The organism is Amycolatopsis sp., from assembly GCF_035546795.1.
GTDB lineage: Bacteria > Actinomycetota > Actinomycetes > Mycobacteriales > Pseudonocardiaceae > Amycolatopsis_E.
This window is the reverse complement of sequence record NZ_DASZWC010000016.1, coordinates 138,862-156,564: the sequence shown is the minus strand read 5'-3', so window position 1 is coordinate 156,564 and position 17,703 is coordinate 138,862. Positions and strand designations below refer to the sequence as shown.

Annotated in this window: 17 protein-coding genes; 10 read left to right on the top strand and 7 right to left on the bottom strand. The window is 70.0% G+C overall.

Translation table 11 applies throughout. The features are described from left to right. Positions 1-2 precede the first annotated feature (2 nt). From VHD82_RS11590 to VHD82_RS11580, 3 genes are all read right to left on the bottom strand, one after another. On the bottom strand, positions 3-1,040 hold the full coding sequence (locus VHD82_RS11590) for an MBL fold metallo-hydrolase (RefSeq protein ID WP_325700958.1): 1,038 nt from the start codon (positions 1,038-1,040) through the stop codon (positions 3-5). Between the two features lie 89 nt (positions 1,041-1,129). Continuing rightward, positions 1,130-1,753, bottom strand: a complete 624-nt coding sequence (locus tag VHD82_RS11585) for a phospholipid scramblase-related protein (protein ID WP_325700955.1) — start codon at positions 1,751-1,753, stop codon at positions 1,130-1,132. A gap of 75 nt (positions 1,754-1,828) precedes the next feature. After that, positions 1,829-2,662, bottom strand: a complete 834-nt coding sequence (locus VHD82_RS11580) for a nitrilase-related carbon-nitrogen hydrolase (RefSeq protein WP_325700953.1) — start codon at positions 2,660-2,662, stop codon at positions 1,829-1,831. Between the two features lie 122 nt (positions 2,663-2,784). On the opposite strand from VHD82_RS11580, the gene VHD82_RS11575 reads away from it, so the two are divergent. The 4 genes from VHD82_RS11575 to VHD82_RS11560 are packed head-to-tail and all read left to right on the top strand — an operon-like array spanning position 2,785 to position 7,151. Then, positions 2,785-3,810 (top strand): methionine synthase, encoded by a 1,026-nt coding sequence (locus tag VHD82_RS11575; protein WP_325700949.1) that lies wholly within the window; start codon positions 2,785-2,787, stop codon positions 3,808-3,810. A gap of 9 nt (positions 3,811-3,819) precedes the next feature. Further along, the gene (locus tag VHD82_RS11570; RefSeq protein ID WP_325700946.1) at positions 3,820-4,509 is read left to right on the top strand and encodes a hypothetical protein; all 690 of its coding nucleotides are present in this window, start codon (positions 3,820-3,822) and stop codon (positions 4,507-4,509) included. Further along, complete coding sequence (gene ligA, locus VHD82_RS11565) at positions 4,490-6,643, top strand: NAD-dependent DNA ligase LigA (protein WP_325700943.1); 2,154 nt, start codon at positions 4,490-4,492, stop codon at positions 6,641-6,643. Before VHD82_RS11570 ends, ligA begins: the two co-directional genes overlap by 20 nt. Continuing rightward, a complete protein-coding gene (locus VHD82_RS11560) occupies positions 6,636-7,151 on the top strand; it encodes a GNAT family N-acetyltransferase (protein ID WP_325700940.1) in 516 nt (171 codons plus the stop codon). Before ligA ends, VHD82_RS11560 begins: the two co-directional genes overlap by 8 nt. A 263-nt stretch (positions 7,152-7,414) precedes the next feature. On the opposite strand, the gene VHD82_RS11555 is transcribed toward VHD82_RS11560, so the two are convergent. Further along, a complete protein-coding gene (locus tag VHD82_RS11555; RefSeq protein ID WP_325700937.1) occupies positions 7,415-8,068 on the bottom strand; it encodes an amino acid-binding protein in 654 nt (217 codons plus the stop codon). Positions 8,069-8,273: 205 nt separating this feature from the next. On the opposite strand from VHD82_RS11555, the gene gatC reads away from it, so the two are divergent. The 4 genes from gatC to VHD82_RS11535 are packed head-to-tail and all read left to right on the top strand — an operon-like array spanning position 8,274 to position 12,088. After that, on the top strand, positions 8,274-8,573 hold the full coding sequence (gene gatC, locus VHD82_RS11550; protein WP_325700934.1) for an Asp-tRNA(Asn)/Glu-tRNA(Gln) amidotransferase subunit GatC: 300 nt from the start codon (positions 8,274-8,276) through the stop codon (positions 8,571-8,573). Beyond that, positions 8,570-10,063 carry an Asp-tRNA(Asn)/Glu-tRNA(Gln) amidotransferase subunit GatA gene (gene gatA, locus VHD82_RS11545; RefSeq protein ID WP_325700930.1) on the top strand — a complete coding sequence of 498 codons (1,494 nt, stop codon included), beginning with the start codon at positions 8,570-8,572 and terminating at the stop codon, positions 10,061-10,063. The genes gatC and gatA overlap by 4 nt, the downstream gene beginning before the upstream one ends. After that, a complete protein-coding gene (gene gatB, locus VHD82_RS11540; protein WP_325700926.1) occupies positions 10,060-11,565 on the top strand; it encodes an Asp-tRNA(Asn)/Glu-tRNA(Gln) amidotransferase subunit GatB in 1,506 nt (501 codons plus the stop codon). Before gatA ends, gatB begins: the two co-directional genes overlap by 4 nt. Before the next feature lies 1 nt (position 11,566). After that, positions 11,567-12,088 carry a hypothetical protein gene (locus VHD82_RS11535; RefSeq protein WP_325700923.1) on the top strand — a complete coding sequence of 174 codons (522 nt, stop codon included), beginning with the start codon at positions 11,567-11,569 and terminating at the stop codon, positions 12,086-12,088. 511 nt (positions 12,089-12,599) lie between these two features. On the opposite strand, the gene VHD82_RS11530 is transcribed toward VHD82_RS11535, so the two are convergent. After that, positions 12,600-13,793, bottom strand: a complete 1,194-nt coding sequence (locus VHD82_RS11530; RefSeq protein WP_325700920.1) for a PQQ-dependent sugar dehydrogenase — start codon at positions 13,791-13,793, stop codon at positions 12,600-12,602. A gap of 63 nt (positions 13,794-13,856) precedes the next feature. Between VHD82_RS11530 and VHD82_RS11525 the strand changes: the two genes are divergently transcribed. Both VHD82_RS11525 and VHD82_RS11520 read left to right on the top strand, forming a co-directional pair. Next, positions 13,857-14,771: a 2-hydroxyacid dehydrogenase gene (locus tag VHD82_RS11525; RefSeq protein ID WP_325700917.1), complete on the top strand. Its 915-nt coding sequence runs from the start codon at positions 13,857-13,859 to the stop codon at positions 14,769-14,771. A 49-nt stretch (positions 14,772-14,820) separates the two neighbouring features. Beyond that, positions 14,821-15,468, top strand: a complete 648-nt coding sequence (locus VHD82_RS11520; protein ID WP_325700914.1) for a DoxX family protein — start codon at positions 14,821-14,823, stop codon at positions 15,466-15,468. On the opposite strand, the gene VHD82_RS11515 is transcribed toward VHD82_RS11520, so the two are convergent. Together VHD82_RS11515 and ilvD are read right to left on the bottom strand one after the other, a co-directional pair. Continuing rightward, on the bottom strand, positions 15,452-15,604 hold the full coding sequence (locus VHD82_RS11515; protein ID WP_325700911.1) for a hypothetical protein: 153 nt from the start codon (positions 15,602-15,604) through the stop codon (positions 15,452-15,454). The genes VHD82_RS11520 and VHD82_RS11515 overlap by 17 nt on opposite strands. Positions 15,605-15,810: 206 nt before the next feature. Continuing rightward, on the bottom strand, positions 15,811-17,661 hold the full coding sequence (ilvD, locus tag VHD82_RS11510; protein WP_325700908.1) for a dihydroxy-acid dehydratase: 1,851 nt from the start codon (positions 17,659-17,661) through the stop codon (positions 15,811-15,813). Positions 17,662-17,703: the final 42 nt, after the last annotated feature.

Genomic DNA, 17,703 nt, shown 5'->3' with positions numbered 1-17,703 from the left:
GCTCAGGGCAGGCTGTAGTGCCGCACTCCGTCCACTTCGGACATCTTGAGCCTGCCCTGGTAGGTGAGGAGATCAAGGTGCGCCTTGGTCTCCGACACCGCCAGCATCTGGTTGAACGGGTCGAGCTCGGCGAGCTTGCGCATCCGCCGGGTCCAACCCAGCCTGAGAGCGGCCTCGTAGGCCGTGGTGGCGCCGGCGACGATGGTCTCCGCGCTCTTCGCGAGCCTGTCGTCGTGGTGCGCGAGCAGTTCGTCCACCCGTGCGTGCACGCTCGGCGAGACCTGGCCGTGCGCGGGCAGCATCCGCCGGTCCGGCATCCCGCGCACCAGGTGCAGCGAGTCCAGGAAGTCGCGCAGCGGCAGCTCCGACGCGCCGGGCTGGAAGCCGATCGACGGGGTGATGTGCGGCAGCACGTGGTCGCCGGTGAACATGAGCCCGGCCGCGCCGTCGTCGAAGATCACGTGCCCGGCCGTATGCCCCGGGGTGGGCACGATGTCGAGCTCACGGGACGACAGCACGGTGCGGCGGCCGGGGGTGAGCCATTCGTCGGGCAGATCCCAGATACTGCGCTCGGCCTTGCCGTCCTTGGAGATCCCCTTCAGCAGCCGCACCACCGGGGTCGCGCCGGACGCCAGCATCAGCCGCAGCTGCGTGTTCATCGGCTCCCGGCTGGGATCCATGGTGACCTGCAGCGAGTACTCCTCGTGCTCGCCGAGCGCGATCTTCGTGCCGAACTCGCGCCGCAGCGCCACGGCCTGCGTGTAGTGGTCGCGGTGCACGTGGGTGACCAGGAACTGGCTGATGTCACCGAGATCGGCGCCGATTCCCTTGAGCGCCGCGCGCAACTGCTCCCGCGCCTCGTCCAGCGCCCAGCCGGAGTCGATCATGACCAGGCCGGTTTCGTCCGTCACCGCGTAGACGTTGACCGCGCGCAGCCCGTCGTTGGGCAGCGGCAGCGGGATGCGGTAGACGCCGGGAGCCACGTCGTAGATCCCAGGTTCGGTCCACGGACGTGCTCCGTCATCGGCCAGTGGTTCCACGCGACCTCATCGTCCCTTCCATCCCGGAACATTTACTTTGAAACGCTCAGGGTTGGATTGTCCACAGGCGCGGGTTGAGACACCGGTCACTAATCGTGTTCGTCCTGCTTGAGTGCGGTGTCGACGGTCAGCGCGCTCGCCACGACCATGCTCGCGAGCGGGTCGGTCAGCTGGCGGTGGATCTCGACCACGTAGTTGTCCGCGGTGGTGAACGCCTCCTTGAGGTACCCGGCGAAAGTCTTGGTGACCCGGGCGATCTCGGTGTCCCCGGCGTCGGTGATGGAGAAGTCCCAGGCCCGCCAGTTCTCCGCCCGCAGGTGCCCGATCGTGCGCCCGCCCGCGGTGAAGGCGAACCGGATCTTGCCGAGCACGTTCTCCTGCTGGATCTCGCCGATCGGGGTGTCGTCGGCTCTGGTGACCACAAACCGCGACCTGAGCATTTTCGCCGGACGCGTCACTTTCAGCACAATGCTGCCGCCCATGTCCCGGACTTCGAACCTGTGGGTCAGGAACCGGTCGTAATTCGTGAACAGCCGCAGCGCTTTCTTCACCATGCTCTGGCCGACCTCGACCACCGCTCCGAGCGGGCTGCCATGCTGGTCGAAGACGCCGAATTCGTTCGACGTCTCGACCAGCTTCGCTTTCTGGTTCACCACCAGGACCGGCTCGGTGAACAGCGTGCCCCCGCCGGCTCGCCGCGAATCACTCGTCATGCGCTCAAAGAGTAGCGAGCATATTCACGGGACGGGGACGCAGTGGTGAATTGCGGAGGAATGTCCTGATTTTCGTTAATCCGAGCCGCTTTCATTGATGAGCCTTTCCAGTTCCCGGCGCAGCAGGCCGAGCCGGGCGTCGGCCAGCAGCGGGATCTCGCGGCGACGCCGGCGCACGGCCTGCGGGTCGATGTCGACCACCAGCAGCGACTCCTCCCACGTCGGCGCCGTCGCCACCACCGAACCCCACGGGTCGACCACCCGCGAGCCACCCCAGAACCGGACCCCGGCCTCGTCGCCGACCCGGTTCACGAAGATCACCCAGCACTGCTGCATCCGCGCGGTGAAGGTCAGCAGATCGTGCCAGTACTCCGCGGGGTCGAACGAGCCGCCGGTCAGCTTGGCCGCCGAATTCGTCGGCACCACAAGGATTTCCGCGCCGTCCTGGGCCGCGAGCCAGGGCAGCATCGGCTGCCAGGCGTCGTTGCAGATCAGCGTCGCCATCCGCGCGAAGCGGGTGTCGAAGGCGCGCATGTGCTGGCCGGGGCTGGCGTGCTTTCGCTCCTCCCAGATCAGGTAGTTCGGGAGGTAGAGCTTGCGATGGTTGTGCACCGCCTCCCCGTCGGAGAGGTACAGCGCCGAATTGTGCCGCCGGATGCGGCCGTCCTCCAGCAGCCCGATCACCACGTCCGGTCCGTGCCTGGACAGTTCGGCAAGACGCGGGTCGTCCGGCCAGAGTGAGATGTCGTCGGCCAGTTGCCCCAGTGCATACCCGGTCAGGCTCAGCTCCGGGAACACCACCAGGTCCGCCCCGTCCGCGGCCGATTCCTTGATCAGCCGTTCGGCGGTCTCCAGATTTCCCGTCACATCGCCGAGCCGGCAGTCCGTCTGGGCCAGTGCCACCCTCATGCTCGTCACCTCCTTTGTCCCGATGCGCGAATTTCCCCGAAAGGTACGGGACATCGACGGCTTCGCGCGAGACGGCGGCACCCATCGTTTACGGGCTCGCAACACCGGACACAATGGCTGTTGTGAGCGACAAGCCCTGGGCCCCCGCGGCGGCCACCGGCATCGGTTCGATGCCCGGTACCGACTCCGCCGAAGCGGCCGCCATCGTGTTCGGTGAACTGCCGGAATTCCCGCACCTGCCGGAGCTGCCCGCGCGTGGCGTCGGCGCCGACATGCTGGGCCGCACGGCCGCGTTGCTGGTCGATCTGGCCGTGGAGGTGGTGCCCAGCGGGTATCGCGTCGCCGCCCGGCCGGGGCACGACCACCGGCGCGCGGTCGACCTGTTGCGCTGGGACCTCGACGCGGTGCAGGAGGCCGCGCACGGGCCCGCGGTGCTCAAGACCCAGCTCGCCGGGCCGTGGACGCTGGCGGCGGGCATCGAGCTGCCGCGCGGGCACCGGATGCTGACTGACCGTGGCGCGGTCCGGGATCTCACCGAGTCGATGCTCGAAGGACTGGCCGAACACGTCGCGGAGCTCAGGGCGCGCACCGGCGCCGAAGTGGTGGTCCAGTTCGACGAGCCCACGCTGCCGGACGTGCTCGCCGGCTCATTGTCCACCCCATCGGGCTACGGCACGGTCAACGCCGTCGAAGAGCCCGAGGCGCGGGAGCTGCTCGCGCGGGTGATCGAAGGCGCGCAGTCCAGCACCGGCAACCCGGTCGTGATCCATTGCTGTGCCCCGAAACCGCCGGTCGCCCTGTTGCATTCGGCCGGTGCGGGCGCGCTGGCCTTCGACGCCACGAACTTCGACGGCGCGCCGGGGAAACTGCTCGACGAACTCGGCGAAGCCTGGGACGACGACGTGACGATGTTCCTCGGACTCGTGCCTGCGCTCGCCCCGGCGAAGCCGCCGGAGCTGCGTGAGGTCGCCGCGCCCGCGCTGCGCCTGGTGGACCGCCTCGGCTTCAACCGTGCGATCCTCGCCGAACGGGCGGTACCCACGCCGTCGTGCGGCTTCGCCGGCGCGACCGTGACCTGGCTGCGCCGCGCGTTGTCGCTCACCAGGGATCTGGGCAAAGCGTTCGTGGAGCCGCCGGAAGGCTGGTAGTAAGGGGCGATGCGATGGTTCCGGCGCCGCCCGAAGGAAGACGACGTTCCCGACCCGCGCACTCCATGGCCTGCTCGCGAAGTGCCCGAGGACCCGGAAGCCGCGGCGGTCACGTTCTGGCGCCGGTGGTTCGAACTGCTGCCGGAGATCAATGCCGCGCTCGGGGACGGTGCGCCGCAACGGGTCGAGCACGAGCTTTCGTCCGCCGTGGCGCGGCTGCACCCGGATCTGCACTTCTCCCTGGAGCGCGGGCATCGCGCGATCTACGCGCTCGTGGTCACCGGCCAGGAGGACCCGGCGCTGCGGCCGTTCACCGACGCCTGGGCCGCCGCCGCGCCGGAGGAGGACTCGATCTGGGAGTACCACGATTCGGTGCCACCGGTGCCCGATCCCAGCGAGGTCACGGTCAACCTCGGTGCGCACCGGGTCGCGCTCGCCGAGTTCCGGGTCGCCGCGCTGGTCGACGGGGACGTGGTGGACGTGGCGGTGTATCACCCGATGCTGTCCGAGCTGGACCCCGGCGCGCGCTCGGCGCTGACCTTCCTGCCGCTGGACGCCACGCTCGGCGAGCGGTTGGCCGGGCAACGGCTACGCAGAGTGGAGACCGCCGAGCGGGAACCGGCCGGTTCGCTGTCCCTGCTGGAACTTCGTGACCTGGTCCGGAAGCTGGATTCCGGAAATGTCGGGGGGAGTGGCTAGGCTACCGGCTGTGAGTGACCAGCCAGCTGCCCAGGACGTGACCGAAGTGCCCGCCGAAGCGCGGGAGCGGCACCAGGCCCTCGCCGAAGAGGTCCGCGGCCACCAGTTCCGGTACTACGTGCTGGATTCGCCGACGATCTCCGACGGCCAGTTCGACGATCTGCTGCACCGGCTCGAGGACCTGGAGCGCGAGTACCCGGGTCTGGCCACGCCTGATTCGCCGACGCAGAACGTGGGCGGCACGTTCTCCACGGAGTTCGCCGCGTACGACCATCTGGAGCGGATGCTCAGCCTGGACAACGTCTTCGACACCGAGGAGATGCTGGCCTGGCTGGACAGGGTGGAGCGCGAGGTCGGCGGGTCCACGCAGTACTTGTGCGAGCTCAAGATCGACGGGCTGGCGATCAACCTGCTCTACGAGCGCGGGAAGCTCACCCGCGCGCTCACCCGTGGCGACGGCCGCACCGGTGAGGACGTCACGCTGAACGTGCGCACCCTGGACCAGGTGCCCGAGCGGCTCACCGGCACCGACGAGTTCCCGGTGCCGGAGCTGGTCGAGGTGCGGGGCGAGGTGTTCTTCCGGGTCGAGGACTTCACGGAGCTGAACGCCGGGCTGGTCGAGGCGGGCAAGCCGCCGTTCGCCAATCCGCGCAACACGGCCGCGGGTTCCTTGCGGCAGAAGGATCCCCGGGTCACCCGCAGCCGCAAGCTCCGGCTCATCTGCCACGGGCTCGGCAAGCGCGAGGGCTTCGAGCCGCAGCGGCAGTCCGAGGCGTACGACGCGTTGTCCGCGTGGGGTCTGCCGGTGTCCACTCACACGAAGGTGTTCACCAAACCGAAGGACGTGCTGGCCCACATCGAGTACTGGGGCGAACACCGGCACGACGCCGAGCACGAGATCGACGGCGTCGTGATCAAGGTGGACCAGGTGTCGCTGCAGCGGCGGCTCGGCACCACGTCGCGGGCCCCGCGCTGGGCGATCGCGTACAAGTACGCGCCCGAAGAGGCGATCACCAAGCTGCTCGACATCCAGGTCAACGTCGGCCGCACCGGCCGGGTCACGCCGTTCGCGGTGATGGAGCCGGTGAAGGTGGCCGGGTCCACGGTCGCGATGGCCACCCTGCACAACGCCGAAGAGGTCAAGCGCAAGGGTGTGCTGATCGGGGACAGGGTGGTGATCCGCAAGGCCGGGGACGTCATTCCGGAGGTGCTCGGCCCGGTCGCCGACGCCCGCACCGGGGACGAGCGCGAGTTCGTCATGCCCACCCGGTGCCCGGAGTGCCACACCACGCTGGCCCACCAGAAGGAGGGCGACGTCGACATCCGTTGCCCGAACGCGCGCTCCTGCCCGGCGCAGTTGCGGGAGCGGCTGTTCCATCTGGCTGGCCGCGGCGCGTTCGACATCGAGGTGCTCGGCTACGAGGCGGCCACCGCGTTGCTGGAGTCGAAGGTCGTCGTTGACGAGGGCGACATCTTCGACCTCGACGAGGAGAAGCTGGCCATGGTGCCGTTGTTCCGCACCAAGGCCGGGGAGCTTTCGGCCAACGCACGGAAACTGTTGTCGAACCTGGACACGGCGAAGGACCGTCCACTGTGGAAGGTCCTGGTCGCGCTGTCGATCCGGCACGTGGGGCCGACGGCGGCGCAGGCGCTGGCGCGGGAGTTCGGCTCGATCGACGCGATCGAATCGGCCGAGGAGGAGGCGCTGGCGGATGTGGACGGCGTCGGGCCCACCATCGCGCACGCCGTGCAGGAATGGTTCGAGGTCGACTGGCACCGCGAGGTCGTCGACAAATGGCGCCGCGCCGGGGTGCGGATGGCCGAGGAACGGGACGAGTCGATCCCGCGCAACCTCGAGGGACTGTCCATTGTGGTCACCGGCTCGCTGAACACGTTCTCGCGGGACGAGGCCAAGGAAGCGATCATGTCCCGCGGTGGCAAGGCGGCGGGCTCGGTCTCGAAGAAGACGGCCTTCGTCGTGGTGGGTGACGCGCCGGGCTCGAAGTACGACAAGGCCGTGCAGCTGAAGGTCCCGGTGCTCGACGAGAGTGGTTTCGAGGTGCTGCTGGAGCGCGGCCCCGAGGCGGCGGCCGAGGTCGCACTGCCGACAGACGAGGAAGGCGCGGATGAGTGAGCTCGTGATCCGCGCGGCGCGGCCGGAGGAGTACGCCGCCGTCGGCGCGATCACGGTGGACGCCTACTCCAGCGATGGCCTCCTGGCCGCGAACCCGGAGTACGTCGACGAACTCGCCGATGCCGCCCGCCGGGCGGAGCAGGGGGAGCTGCTGGTCGCGGTGGATGGGGCCGGGAAGCTACTGGGCTCGGTCACGATCACGCTGCCGGGCTCGGTGTTCGCGGAGATCTCGCGCGCGGGCGAGCTGGAGTTCCGGATGCTGTCCACTTCGCCGGCCGCCCGTGGGAGAGGCGTCGGCGAGGCGCTCGCCCGCGCCGTGCTCGCGCGCGCCCGGGAGCTGGGAGCTCAGCGCGTGGTGCTGTGCAGCCTGGACGCGATGAAGTCCGCGCACCGGCTGTACGGACGCCTGGGCTTCGTGCGCCTGCCGGAGCGGGATTGGCAGCCGGTGCCCGGGTTCTGGTTGCGCGCCTTCACGATCGACGTGCGAGAGCGTGGCGGCGGCAGCTGACCGCGCCCTGAGTTGGGATGACACCCCACTCTCTGCCAACCACACTGGGACCGGCGGCCGTGCTACGGACCCCTGTCATCCTGGAGCCTGCAGGCCGCACGCTGCGGGCAACGGACGCGCGCAGAGCGCGCTGTGGCCCCCCGCCCCAGTCCGCGCAGTGTTCGGTGGCCGGGTGCCGGTTGCGTTGCCGGGCGGCGGTTCTGGCCGGAGAACTTGCCCAAAACCCTCGGTCATCGTGGCTTTCGGTTGGTGTCGGCCGGAACTCAGCCGTCCAGCACGACGGCCACGATGCCGGCGAAATGCGCCAGCCGGGCCACCTCGGCGGCGCGGAACATCGGCCCGCCCGGCCGCCCCACCAGCAGCGCCCGGCCCGGTTTGCCCAGCGGCGTGGCGGCCAGTTCGGTGCCCAGCTCCTGCCAAGTCTCCGGTACCCAGGAGTCCTCGCCGTCGAGCACCGTGGCGCGCTCCAGCGGCAGCCACGGCAGGTCGGTGATCGGCACTTCGGGCGAGGCGCTGGACGAAGCCAGCCGCACGATGCCGTCCTCGGTGTGGGTGACGACGATCGACCAGCCGGCCCGGATGATCCTCGGCACACCCTCGACGAGCGTTTCCAGCCCGGACGCGGGCTGCGCCGCGATCTCCTCGACGAGTTCCAGCTCACGATGGGTGTCCAGCACGCCGGCGTACGGACGGACGGCGTCCACCTCGACCCCGGGAATGCTCTCCGCCGCGGTGATCAGGGCGTCCGGCAGCCGCCCGGAAGGCAGTTCGCACACCAGGTCGTCGATCGCGACCCCGCCGGTGCGCTCGACCACGTCCACGCTGAGGATGTCCGCCCCGATGGTGCCGAGCGCCGTCGCGACCGCGCCGAGGGTGCCTGGCGAGTCCGGGAGCTGCACCCGGATCAGGAAGGACAACGGAACCCCTCTCGGGTCGGGCGCTCCAGCCTTGCCGTGGAGCGCTTGCCGGCCGCTGATTGTGACAGACGGAGCGTGCGCCCGGGAGTCACTGTCCGCGTTCCGAGACCAATCCGTGCATAACCCAGTCGATCCCGTCAAGGGGGCGGCCATAGACTTGCCGACTACAAGCCCCTTTGTTCAGTACACCCCGGGAGTAGCCCGCGTGCCCAACATTTCCCGCGACGAGGTCGCGCACCTCGCCAAACTCGCCAGGCTGGCGGTCACGGACGAAGAGCTCGACGTTTTCGCAGGTCAGCTCGACCAGATCCTGGACGCCGTCGCCAAGGTCGGCGAGGTCGCCGCGGACGAGATCCCGCCGACCTCGCACGCCGTGCCGCTGACCAACGTGTTCCGCGAGGACGTGGTCCGCCCGGGGCTGACGCAGCAGCAGGCGCTGTCGGGGGCACCGGCCGCCGAAGACGGACGTTTCCGCGTGCCGCGGATCCTGGGGGAGGAACAGTGACCGACTTAACACGGTTCACCGCTGCCGAGCTGGCGGAAAAGATCCAGGCCCGCGAGGTGTCGTCGGTCGAGGTCACGCAGGCGCACCTGGACCGGATCGGCCAGGTCGACGACTTCGTGCACGCCTTCCTGCACGTCGACGCCGAAGGCGCGCTCGCCGCGGCCAAGGCGGCCGACGAGGCGGCCGAGCCCGCTTCGGCGCTGGCCGGTGTGCCGCTGGCGCTCAAGGACGTGCTGACCACGCAGGACATGCCGACCACCGTTGGCTCGAAAACCCTCGAAGGCTGGATCCCGCCCTACGACGCGACGGTCACCAAGCGGCTGCGCGCCGCGGGCTTGCCGATCCTGGGCAAGACGAACATGGACGAGTTCGCGATGGGTTCCTCCACCGAGAACTCCGCGTACGGCCCGACGCACAACCCCTGGGACCACGCCCGGATCCCGGGTGGTTCCGGCGGGGGCTCGGCCGCGACGCTCGCCGCTTTCGAGGCCCCGCTGGCCATCGGCACCGACACCGGCGGCTCGATCCGCCAGCCGGGCGCGGTGACCGGAACCGTCGGCGTGAAGCCGACTTACGGCGGTGTCTCCCGTTATGGCCTGGTGGCGTTCTCCTCGTCGCTGGACCAGGCGGGCCCGTGCGCGCGCACGGTGCTCGATGCCGCGCTGCTGCACGAGGTCATCGCCGGGCACGACCCGATGGACTCCACCTCGATCGACGCGCCGGTGCCGCCCGTCGTGGCCGCCGCGCGTGAAGGTCTCCGCGGTGACCTCAAGGGCGTGAAGGTCGGCGTGGTCACCGAGTTCCGCGGCGAGGGATACCAGCCCGGCGTGCTGCGCTCGTTCGAGAACGCGGTGGACAAGCTGCGCCGGCTCGGCGCCGAGGTCGTCGAGATCTCGTGCCCGAACTTCGTCTACGCGCTGCCGGCGTACTACCTCATCGCGCCGAGCGAGTGCTCCTCGAACCTGGCCCGCTTCGACGCGATGCGTTACGGGCTCCGGGTCGCAGACGACGGCGAGCACAGCGCCGAAGAGGTCATGTCGCTCACCCGTGAGGCCGGGTTCGGCCCCGAGGTCAAGCGGCGCGTCATGCTCGGTACGTACGCGCTGTCCTCGGGCTACTACGACGCTTACTACGGTTCGGCGCAGAAGGTCCGCACGCTCATCACGCGGGACTTCGACGCCGCCTTCGAGCAGGTGGACGTGCTCGTCTCGCCGACGACGCCGACCACGGCGTTCAAGATCGGGGAGCGGGTGGACGACCCGCTGGCGATGTACCTGTCCGACATCTGCTCCATCCCGGCCAACCTGGCGGGCAACGCCGCCATGAGTGTCCCGAGTGGACTGTCCGATGAGGACGGTCTGCCGGTCGGCCTGCAGATCATGGCCCCCGCGCTCGCCGACGACCGGCTGTACCGGGTCGGCGCGGCCTACGAGGTCGCGCGCGGGGACTTCCTCGACAAGCTGCCCGAGCTGAAGGGGGTGTCGGCATGACCGCGGTCGCCGACCTGATGGACTACGCCGAGGTCATCGAGCGCTTCGACCCGGTGCTCGGGCTCGAGGTGCACACCGAGCTCAACACGAACACCAAGATGTTCTGCGGCTGCGAGAACGTCTTCGGCGGCGAGCCCAACACGCACGTCTGCCCGACCTGCCTCGGTCTGCCAGGCGCGCTGCCGGTGGTCAACGGCAAGGCCGTCGAGTCGGCTATCCGGATCGGCCTCGCGCTCAACTGCCAGATCGCCGACTGGTGCCGGTTCGCCAGGAAGAACTACTTCTACCCGGACATGCCGAAGAACTTCCAGACCTCGCAGTACGACGAGCCGATCGCCTTCGACGGCTACCTCGACGTCACCCTCGACGACGGCGAAGTGGTGCGGGTGGAGATCGAGCGCGCGCACATGGAGGAGGACACCGGTAAGTCGCTGCACGTCGGCGGCGCCACCGGTCGCATCCACGGCGCGGACCACTCGCTGCTGGACTACAACCGCGCGGGCGTGCCGTTGATCGAGATCGTCACCAAGCCGATCACCGGCACCGGCGAGCGTGCGCCGGAAGTGGCGCGCGCGTACGTGAACACGCTGCGGGAGTTGCTGCGGGCGCTGGGGGTTTCCGACGTCCGGATGGACCAGGGCTCGCTGCGCTGCGACGCGAACGTTTCCCTGATGGCCAAGGATGCCAAGGAGTTCGGCACCCGCACCGAGACGAAGAACGTCAACTCGCTGCGCAGCGTGGAGCGCGCGGTGCGGTACGAGATGACGCGGCAGGGGGCGCTGCTCGCCGCGGGCGGCAAGGTCACCCAGGAGACCCGGCACTTCCAGGAGGCCGACGGCACCACGTCCGCGGGCCGCACCAAGGAGACCGCCGAGGACTACCGGTACTTCCCGGAGCCCGACCTGGTGCCGATCGCCCCCTCGCGCGAGTGGGTCGAGGAGCTGCGCAAGACGCTGCCGGAGCAGCCGGCCGAGCGGCGCAAGCGGATCCAGACCGAGTGGGACCTCAGCGACGCCGAGCTGCGTGACCTGTTCAACGTCGGCGCGGTCGAGCTGGTCGCGGCCACCGTCGAGGCGGGCGCTTCGTCGAAGGAGGCCCGCGGCTGGTGGGTCGCCACCCTCGCGCAGGAGGCCAACACCCGCGGCGTCGAGCTGGCCGAGCTGCCGATCACCCCGGCGCAGGTCGCCGAGGTCATCGGGCTGGTGTCGTCGGGCGAGCTGACGAACAAGCTGGCCAAGGAGGTCGTCCAGGGCGTGCTCGCCGGCGAGGGTTCGCCGCGCGAGGTCGTGGAGAAGCGCGGCCTGAAGGTCGTTTCCGACGACTCGGCATTGCTGGCCGCGGTGGACGAGGCGCTGGCCGCACAGCCCGACATCGCCGACAAGATCCGTGGCGGGAAGGTACAGGCCGCGGGCGCGATCGTCGGTGCGGTGATGAAGGCGACCAAGGGCCAGGCGGACGCGAAACGCGTGCGGGAGCTGATCATCGAGCGGGTCGGCGCCTGAGTTGAAGGGCGCGCCGGTCAAGCCGGGGTTCTCGCCCCGGCGCGTGTCGTGGCGGGAGTGGACGGCGCTCGGTGCGGGGCTGGTCTCCGTGGGGGCGCTGTTCCTGCCGTGGACGAACCTGTCCGCCACCCAGCAAGATGTCGAGGAAGCACTCGACTCGCTCCCCGCCGGCGAGGTGGCGCGGAACGCTTTCACCACAGGCTTTCTGGCGTGGATCGGGCCGGTGCTGCTCGTGCTGGCGGGGCTGGCCGTGGTCGCCTTCGGCCAGTTCCGCAAGGCGCGGGTCAGCGGGCTGCCGCACCTCTGGCTGATCGCCTCGGGGGTTTCGCTGGTGCTGATGCTGCTCGGGTGGCTCGCCATCGACTGGCAGTTCGACCAGGATGTGCGGGACCTGCTGCATGCCGGTGGTGTCGGCATTTACGGCGGGTTCGGACGGTATCTGGCCTTGGCGTGCGCCGTGGTGTCGCTCGTCGTGGCGGTGCTCGACGTGCGCGCGGCCCGGAAGCAACCCGCTTCGCGCTGAGAAACCGCCGCCCGGCGGCGAAAGCTGCCCATCCCCATCCCCATCCCCATCCCCAGCCCCACCCCCGCCCCGATCCCCAGCTGCTGTTGCGGTCGTGTGCTCGGGTCAAGGCATCTTTCCCGCCTTGACGCGAGGGCAAAACCGCGAACACTTACAGATCGGGGCGGGGGTGGGGCCACACAGCGCGCTCTGCGCGCGTCCGTTGCTGTCGCAGCGCGCCCAGCAAGGGAAAAAGATCAAGAGAACTCCTCGCCGGAGGGGCTGGCTCCAGGATGACCAGGGGCCCGTAGCTCGGCTCACGCAAGCACGTGGCTGGGTGGGGGAGTTGGGTGCCATCCCGTCGCCCGCGAAAGCGATATCACTTCAGCCCGGACCCGCAAGCTTTGTGCACTCGGCTGCGCGCCGGGTGGGAGGGTTGCGGGCCCGGGCTGAAGTGATGAGGGGCTCAGGCAGGCGACGGGATGACACCCAACTCAGGGGGTGGCTTGCGCTCCGCGCGCGTCCGCCCTGGTCAGTCCTTCCCGGTACCGCCACCGGGATTCGGCTGCAACTGGATGATCACCACACGGTCGTCGCTGGAGACCGGTTTGCCGCCGTCCTTGTTGGTGGTGCCGACGACGGCGTACTGGTTGTCGATGGGGTCCAGGCCGCCGTAGCGCCCGTAACCGGTGCCGTTCTTGCCGTCCATCACGGCCTTCGGCTGCCCGCCGACCGAACCGTCCGCCGTGATCGGCACCTGCTGGATGCTGCTGCCCGTCGAAGTGGCCACCAGCACCGAATCCCCGCTGTCCGCGCAGCCGGTGACGCCGGGCTTGTCCGGCCAGGTCCAGGCCGGCGCGGCGAACGAGGCGCCGGCGGTGACCTTGTACAACGCGTCGGTGCTCGCCTGCGTGTCGGTGACCCACAGCCGCGACGCGTCGGAGGATTTGCAGATTCCGCCAGGAGAGTGCAGACCGGCCGCATACACCCGCGAACCCGGCGTCGGGTTGCCCTGTGCGGCGTTGCCTCCGGTGTCGATGCGCAGCAGTTTGCCCGCCAGCGAGTTCGGGTCCGCCGTCGCGGACGGGTTGCCCGCGTCACCGGTGGCCACCAGCAGCGCGCCCTTCCCGTCGGTGAGCAGCGCGCCGCGGTTGCCGGTGGCGCCCTTCGGGATGCCGGTCAGCACCGGCTTCGGCGCCTGCCCCTTGGTGAAGCGGACCACCCGGTTGTCGGTGGCCGTGGTGATGTAGGCGAACACCAGCTGGTCCTCGCCGTACGTGGGGGAGAGCGCGAGCCCGGTCAGCCCGCCGTCCCCGGTGGCCACCACGTCCAGCTTCGCCAGCTGCGTCGACTTCGCGCCGCTCGTGACCTGCAGCACCTGGCCGCTCTTGCGCTCACCGGCCAGCGCGCCGGGCGCCGAATCACCGCTCGGCAGTGCGGCGACGGCGGACACCGTGTCCAGGCAGGTGGCGATGACCGCCTTGTCGTAGTCCGTGCACCCCTGCGGCGGCGGGATGGACGTCTGCGGTGCGCTGGGCGCGGTGGACGGGCCGCCGGAGCTGCCGTCGATCTCGGGCAGCTCGGGCTGCGGACCGGCCGGGGCGGACAGCTCCGGCGCCGGCTCGAACGTCTGGCCCGCCGCACGATCGTCGAAAGTGGCGCAGCCCGACAGCACGACACCGCAGGCCACGAGCAGCCACGGGGCCCCACCCAACCGAACACGCATAGGTCTCCAGCCTAGGCGGGCGCGCGTGAGTCACCGGTAAGTGCCCGGCGATACGGTGCGCTCATGCCTGTGACCGTGCTGGTTCCCGACGAAGACGGCGAGCGCGCGCTCGCGGGGCTCACCGGGGTGCGCCCGGTCCGTTACGAATGGGGCCGGTCGCTGCCCGCGGAAGCGATCGAGGCGGAGGTGCTGATTCCCGGGACGCACCGGGCGGCCGAGTGGGGCGGGCTGCTGGCGCGACTGCCCAGGCTCAGACTCGTCCAGCTGTTGCTCGCCGGCGCGGAGGACTGGATCGGCGCGGTGCCCGTCGGCGTGCTGCTCTCGACCTGTCGTGGCGCGCATGGCGGGAGCACCGCGGAATGGGTGATGGCGGTGTTGCTGTCGGTATATCGAGAATTGGGGAATTTCGCGATCGACCAAATGGAGCAACGGTGGAACCGCCATACGACAGACACTTTGCAGGGCAAGCGAGTCCTCATTGTCGGTGCCGGTGATCTCGGAAACCACCTGCGCCGCAGGCTGGAGCCGTTCGACGCGGCGGTCACCATGGTCGCGATGACGGCCCGCGAGGGCGTGCGCCCGGTGGAGGAGCTGCCGGGTCTGCTCGGCGAGCACGACGTGGTGGTGCTGATGGTGCCGCTGACCTCGCGCACCCGCGGCATGGTGGACGCCGGTTTCCTCGCCGCGATGGCCGACAACTCCTTGCTGGTCAACGTTTCGCGCGGCCAGATCGTGCAGCACGACGCCCTGCTGGCGGAGCTGAACTCGGGCCGGTTACGCGCCGCGCTCGACGTCACCGAACCGGAACCGCTGCCGTCCGGCCATCCATTGTGGACAGCCCCGAACCTGGTGCTCACCCCCCATGTCGCGGGCGCGGCGCGCGGACTGCAACGGCGTTCCTACGCTGTGGCCGCGGCGGAAATCGCGCGGTACGCCGGTGGGGAACTTCCGCACAATCTGGTGCACGGCGAATATTGACGCCCGAAATGGATGCGCCGAAAGGGTGACATGGCCTACTCTGCGCGGCGTGACAACCGAAAGCGATGAGTACGGCCGGCACAATCTGTTCACGGATACCGGCTTTCACGAACCGGTGGGCAGCGGCGACTACGACAGCACGCTCTCGGAGCCGGAGGACCGGCTCGCCTACGACGAGGACCGCCCCGCCACCACCTGGCACGGCGGCCTCGACTTCGGGCTGCTGATCCTGCGCGTCGTGCTCGGCGGTGTGCTCGGGGCACACGGCGTGCAGAAGGTGTTCGGCCTGCTCGGCGGCCCGGGGATCGCGGAATTCGCCCGGATCCTCGGCGAGCAGGGCTACACCAGCCAGACCACGGTGCTGGCCTGGGTCGGCGGGATCACCGAGATCGCCGCGGGCGGCCTGCTCGTGCTGGGCCTGTTCACCCCGGCCGCGGCGGGCGCGCTGCTCGCGGTGACGGCGAACGCGGTGTACCTGCAGTACCTGGGCCACCACGGGTTCTTCCTGGAGAACGGCGCGGGCTACGAGTTCCACGTGGTGCTCGGCGGGATCGCGCTGGCGCTGCTGTTCACCGGCCCCGGCCGCATCTCCGTGGACGTGCACACCCCGTGGCGCCGCCGCCCCGTCCCGTTCGGGATCGTCGGGTTCGTGCTGGCCGCGGGGGCGATGGCGCTGGTCGTCACCCTGTTCCGGTAGCGCCGAGGTGCTCGGCCGCCGGCGCGCGGACCTCGTCAGCCAGTGGGCGGGTGCCGGGTTCCGGCCTGGCGGCCGCCTCGGCCAGCCGCACGACGTCGTCCGCCCAGGCGCCGGCGGCCCGTTCGTCCGAGCGCACCCGCGCTCGCCGCGGGTGACCGGTCGTCACCGCGTGCGGCGGTGCCGAACTCGGCGTCCGGCACCGTCCACGCGAGGTCGATGTCGCTGAACTCGTCAGCCCGGCCGGTGGCCGGCGAACCGCGCGGCCCCACGCGTGCGCCGGGCAGGACGCGGCGAGAGTGGCTCGCAGTTCCGACGCGAGCCGCTCTCGCCGTTGATCCATCGTCAGCGGTTGAGGTTGACGTCCCGGACCGCGCCGGTGTCGGCCGAAGTGGCCATCCGCGCGTACGCCCGGAGCGCCGCGGTGACCGGCCGCTGCCGCTCCGTCGGCTGCCACGGCCGCTCGCCGGCGTCCATCTTCGCGCGGCGCTCGGCGAGCACCTCGTCCTCGACCAGCAGTTCCAGCCTGCGCTCGTGCACATCGATGAGGATCTGGTCGCCGTCCTGGACGAGACCGATCACGCCGCCGGACGCCGCCTCGGGCGAGACGTGCCCGACCGAGATGCCGGACGAGCCGCCGGAGAACCGGCCGTCGGTGACCAGCGCGCACTTCTTGCCGAGCCCCGCGCCCTTGAGGAACGCCGTCGGGTGCAGCATCTCCTGCATCCCGGGGCCGCCCGCGGGGCCTTCGTACCGGATCACCAGCACGTCGCCGGGCTGCACCTGCTTGCCGAGGATCGCCGACACCGCTTCTTCCTGGCTTTCCAGCACGCGGGCCGGGCCCTGGAACCTCCACAGTGACTCGTCGATGCCCGCGGCCTTGATCACGGCGCCGTTCTCGGCGAGGTTGCCGCGCAGGATCGCCAGCCCGCCGTCTTTGGTGTACGCGTGCGCGAGGTCTCGAATACAACCAGTTGCAGCATCCGTATCCAAAGAGGACCAACGGTTCTCGGTGGAGAACGCCTCGGTGGTGCGGACCCCGCCCGGCGCGGCGTGGAACAGCTCGGTGGCTTCGGCGGAGGGCGACTCGGCGCGGATGTCCCAAGTGGACAGCCACTGCTCGAGCGTCGGCGAGTGCACCGAGTGCACCCCGGTGTTGAGCAGCCCACCCCGGTACAGCTCGCCGAGGATCGCGGGGATGCCGCCGGCGCGGTGCACGTCCTCCATGTGGTAGTCGGAGTTCGGCGCCACCTTCGACAGGCAGGGCACGCGGCGGCCGATGGCGTCGATGTCGGCGAGGGTGAAGTCGATCTCGCCCTCCTGCGCGGCGGCGAGGATGTGCAGCACGGTGTTCGTCGAACCGCCCATCGCCATGTCCAGCGCCATCGCGTTCTCGAACGCCTCACGCGTGGCGATGTTGCGCGGCAGCACGCTCTCGTCGTCCTCGCCGTACCAGCGCTTGCACAGCTCGACCACCGTGCGGCCGGCGTTCTCGAACAGCGCGCGCCGCGCGGCGTGCGTGGCCAGGGTGGAACCGTTGCCCGGCAGGGAAAGCCCGAGCGCTTCGGTGAGGCAGTTCATCGAGTTCGCGGTGAACATGCCCGAGCAGGAGCCGCAGGTCGGACAGGCCGAACGCTCCACAATGGACAGACCGTCCTCGTCGACCTCGGTGCTGGCCGAGGCGGAGATCGCGGTGATCAGGTCGGTCGGCGCCTGCGCGACCCCGCCCACCACCACGGCCTTGCCCGCCTCCATCGGGCCACCGGAGACGAACACGGTCGGGATGTTCAGCCGCATCGCGGCGTTGAGCATGCCCGGGGTGATCTTGTCGCAGTTGGAGATGCACACCAGCGCGTCGGCCTGGTGCGCGTTGACCATGTACTCGACGGAGTCGGCGATGATCTCGCGGGAGGGCAGCGAGTAGAGCATCCCGCTGTGCCCCATGGCGATCCCGTCGTCCACCGCGATCGTGTGGAACTCGCGGGCGACGCCGCCGGCCTCCTTGACCGCCCCGGCCACGATCTCGCCGAGGTCCTTGAGGTGTACGTGGCCCGGCACGAACTGGGTGTAGGAGTTGGCGATCGCCACGATCGGCTTGCCGAAGTCGCTGTCGGTCATGCCGGTGGCCCGCCACAGTGAGCGGGCGCCCGCGGCATTGCGGCCGTGGGTGGTGGTTCGGGAACGCAGCTGAGGCATGGAATCAGGCTACGCCCGCGGCCCGGGCGCTGATCACGTACC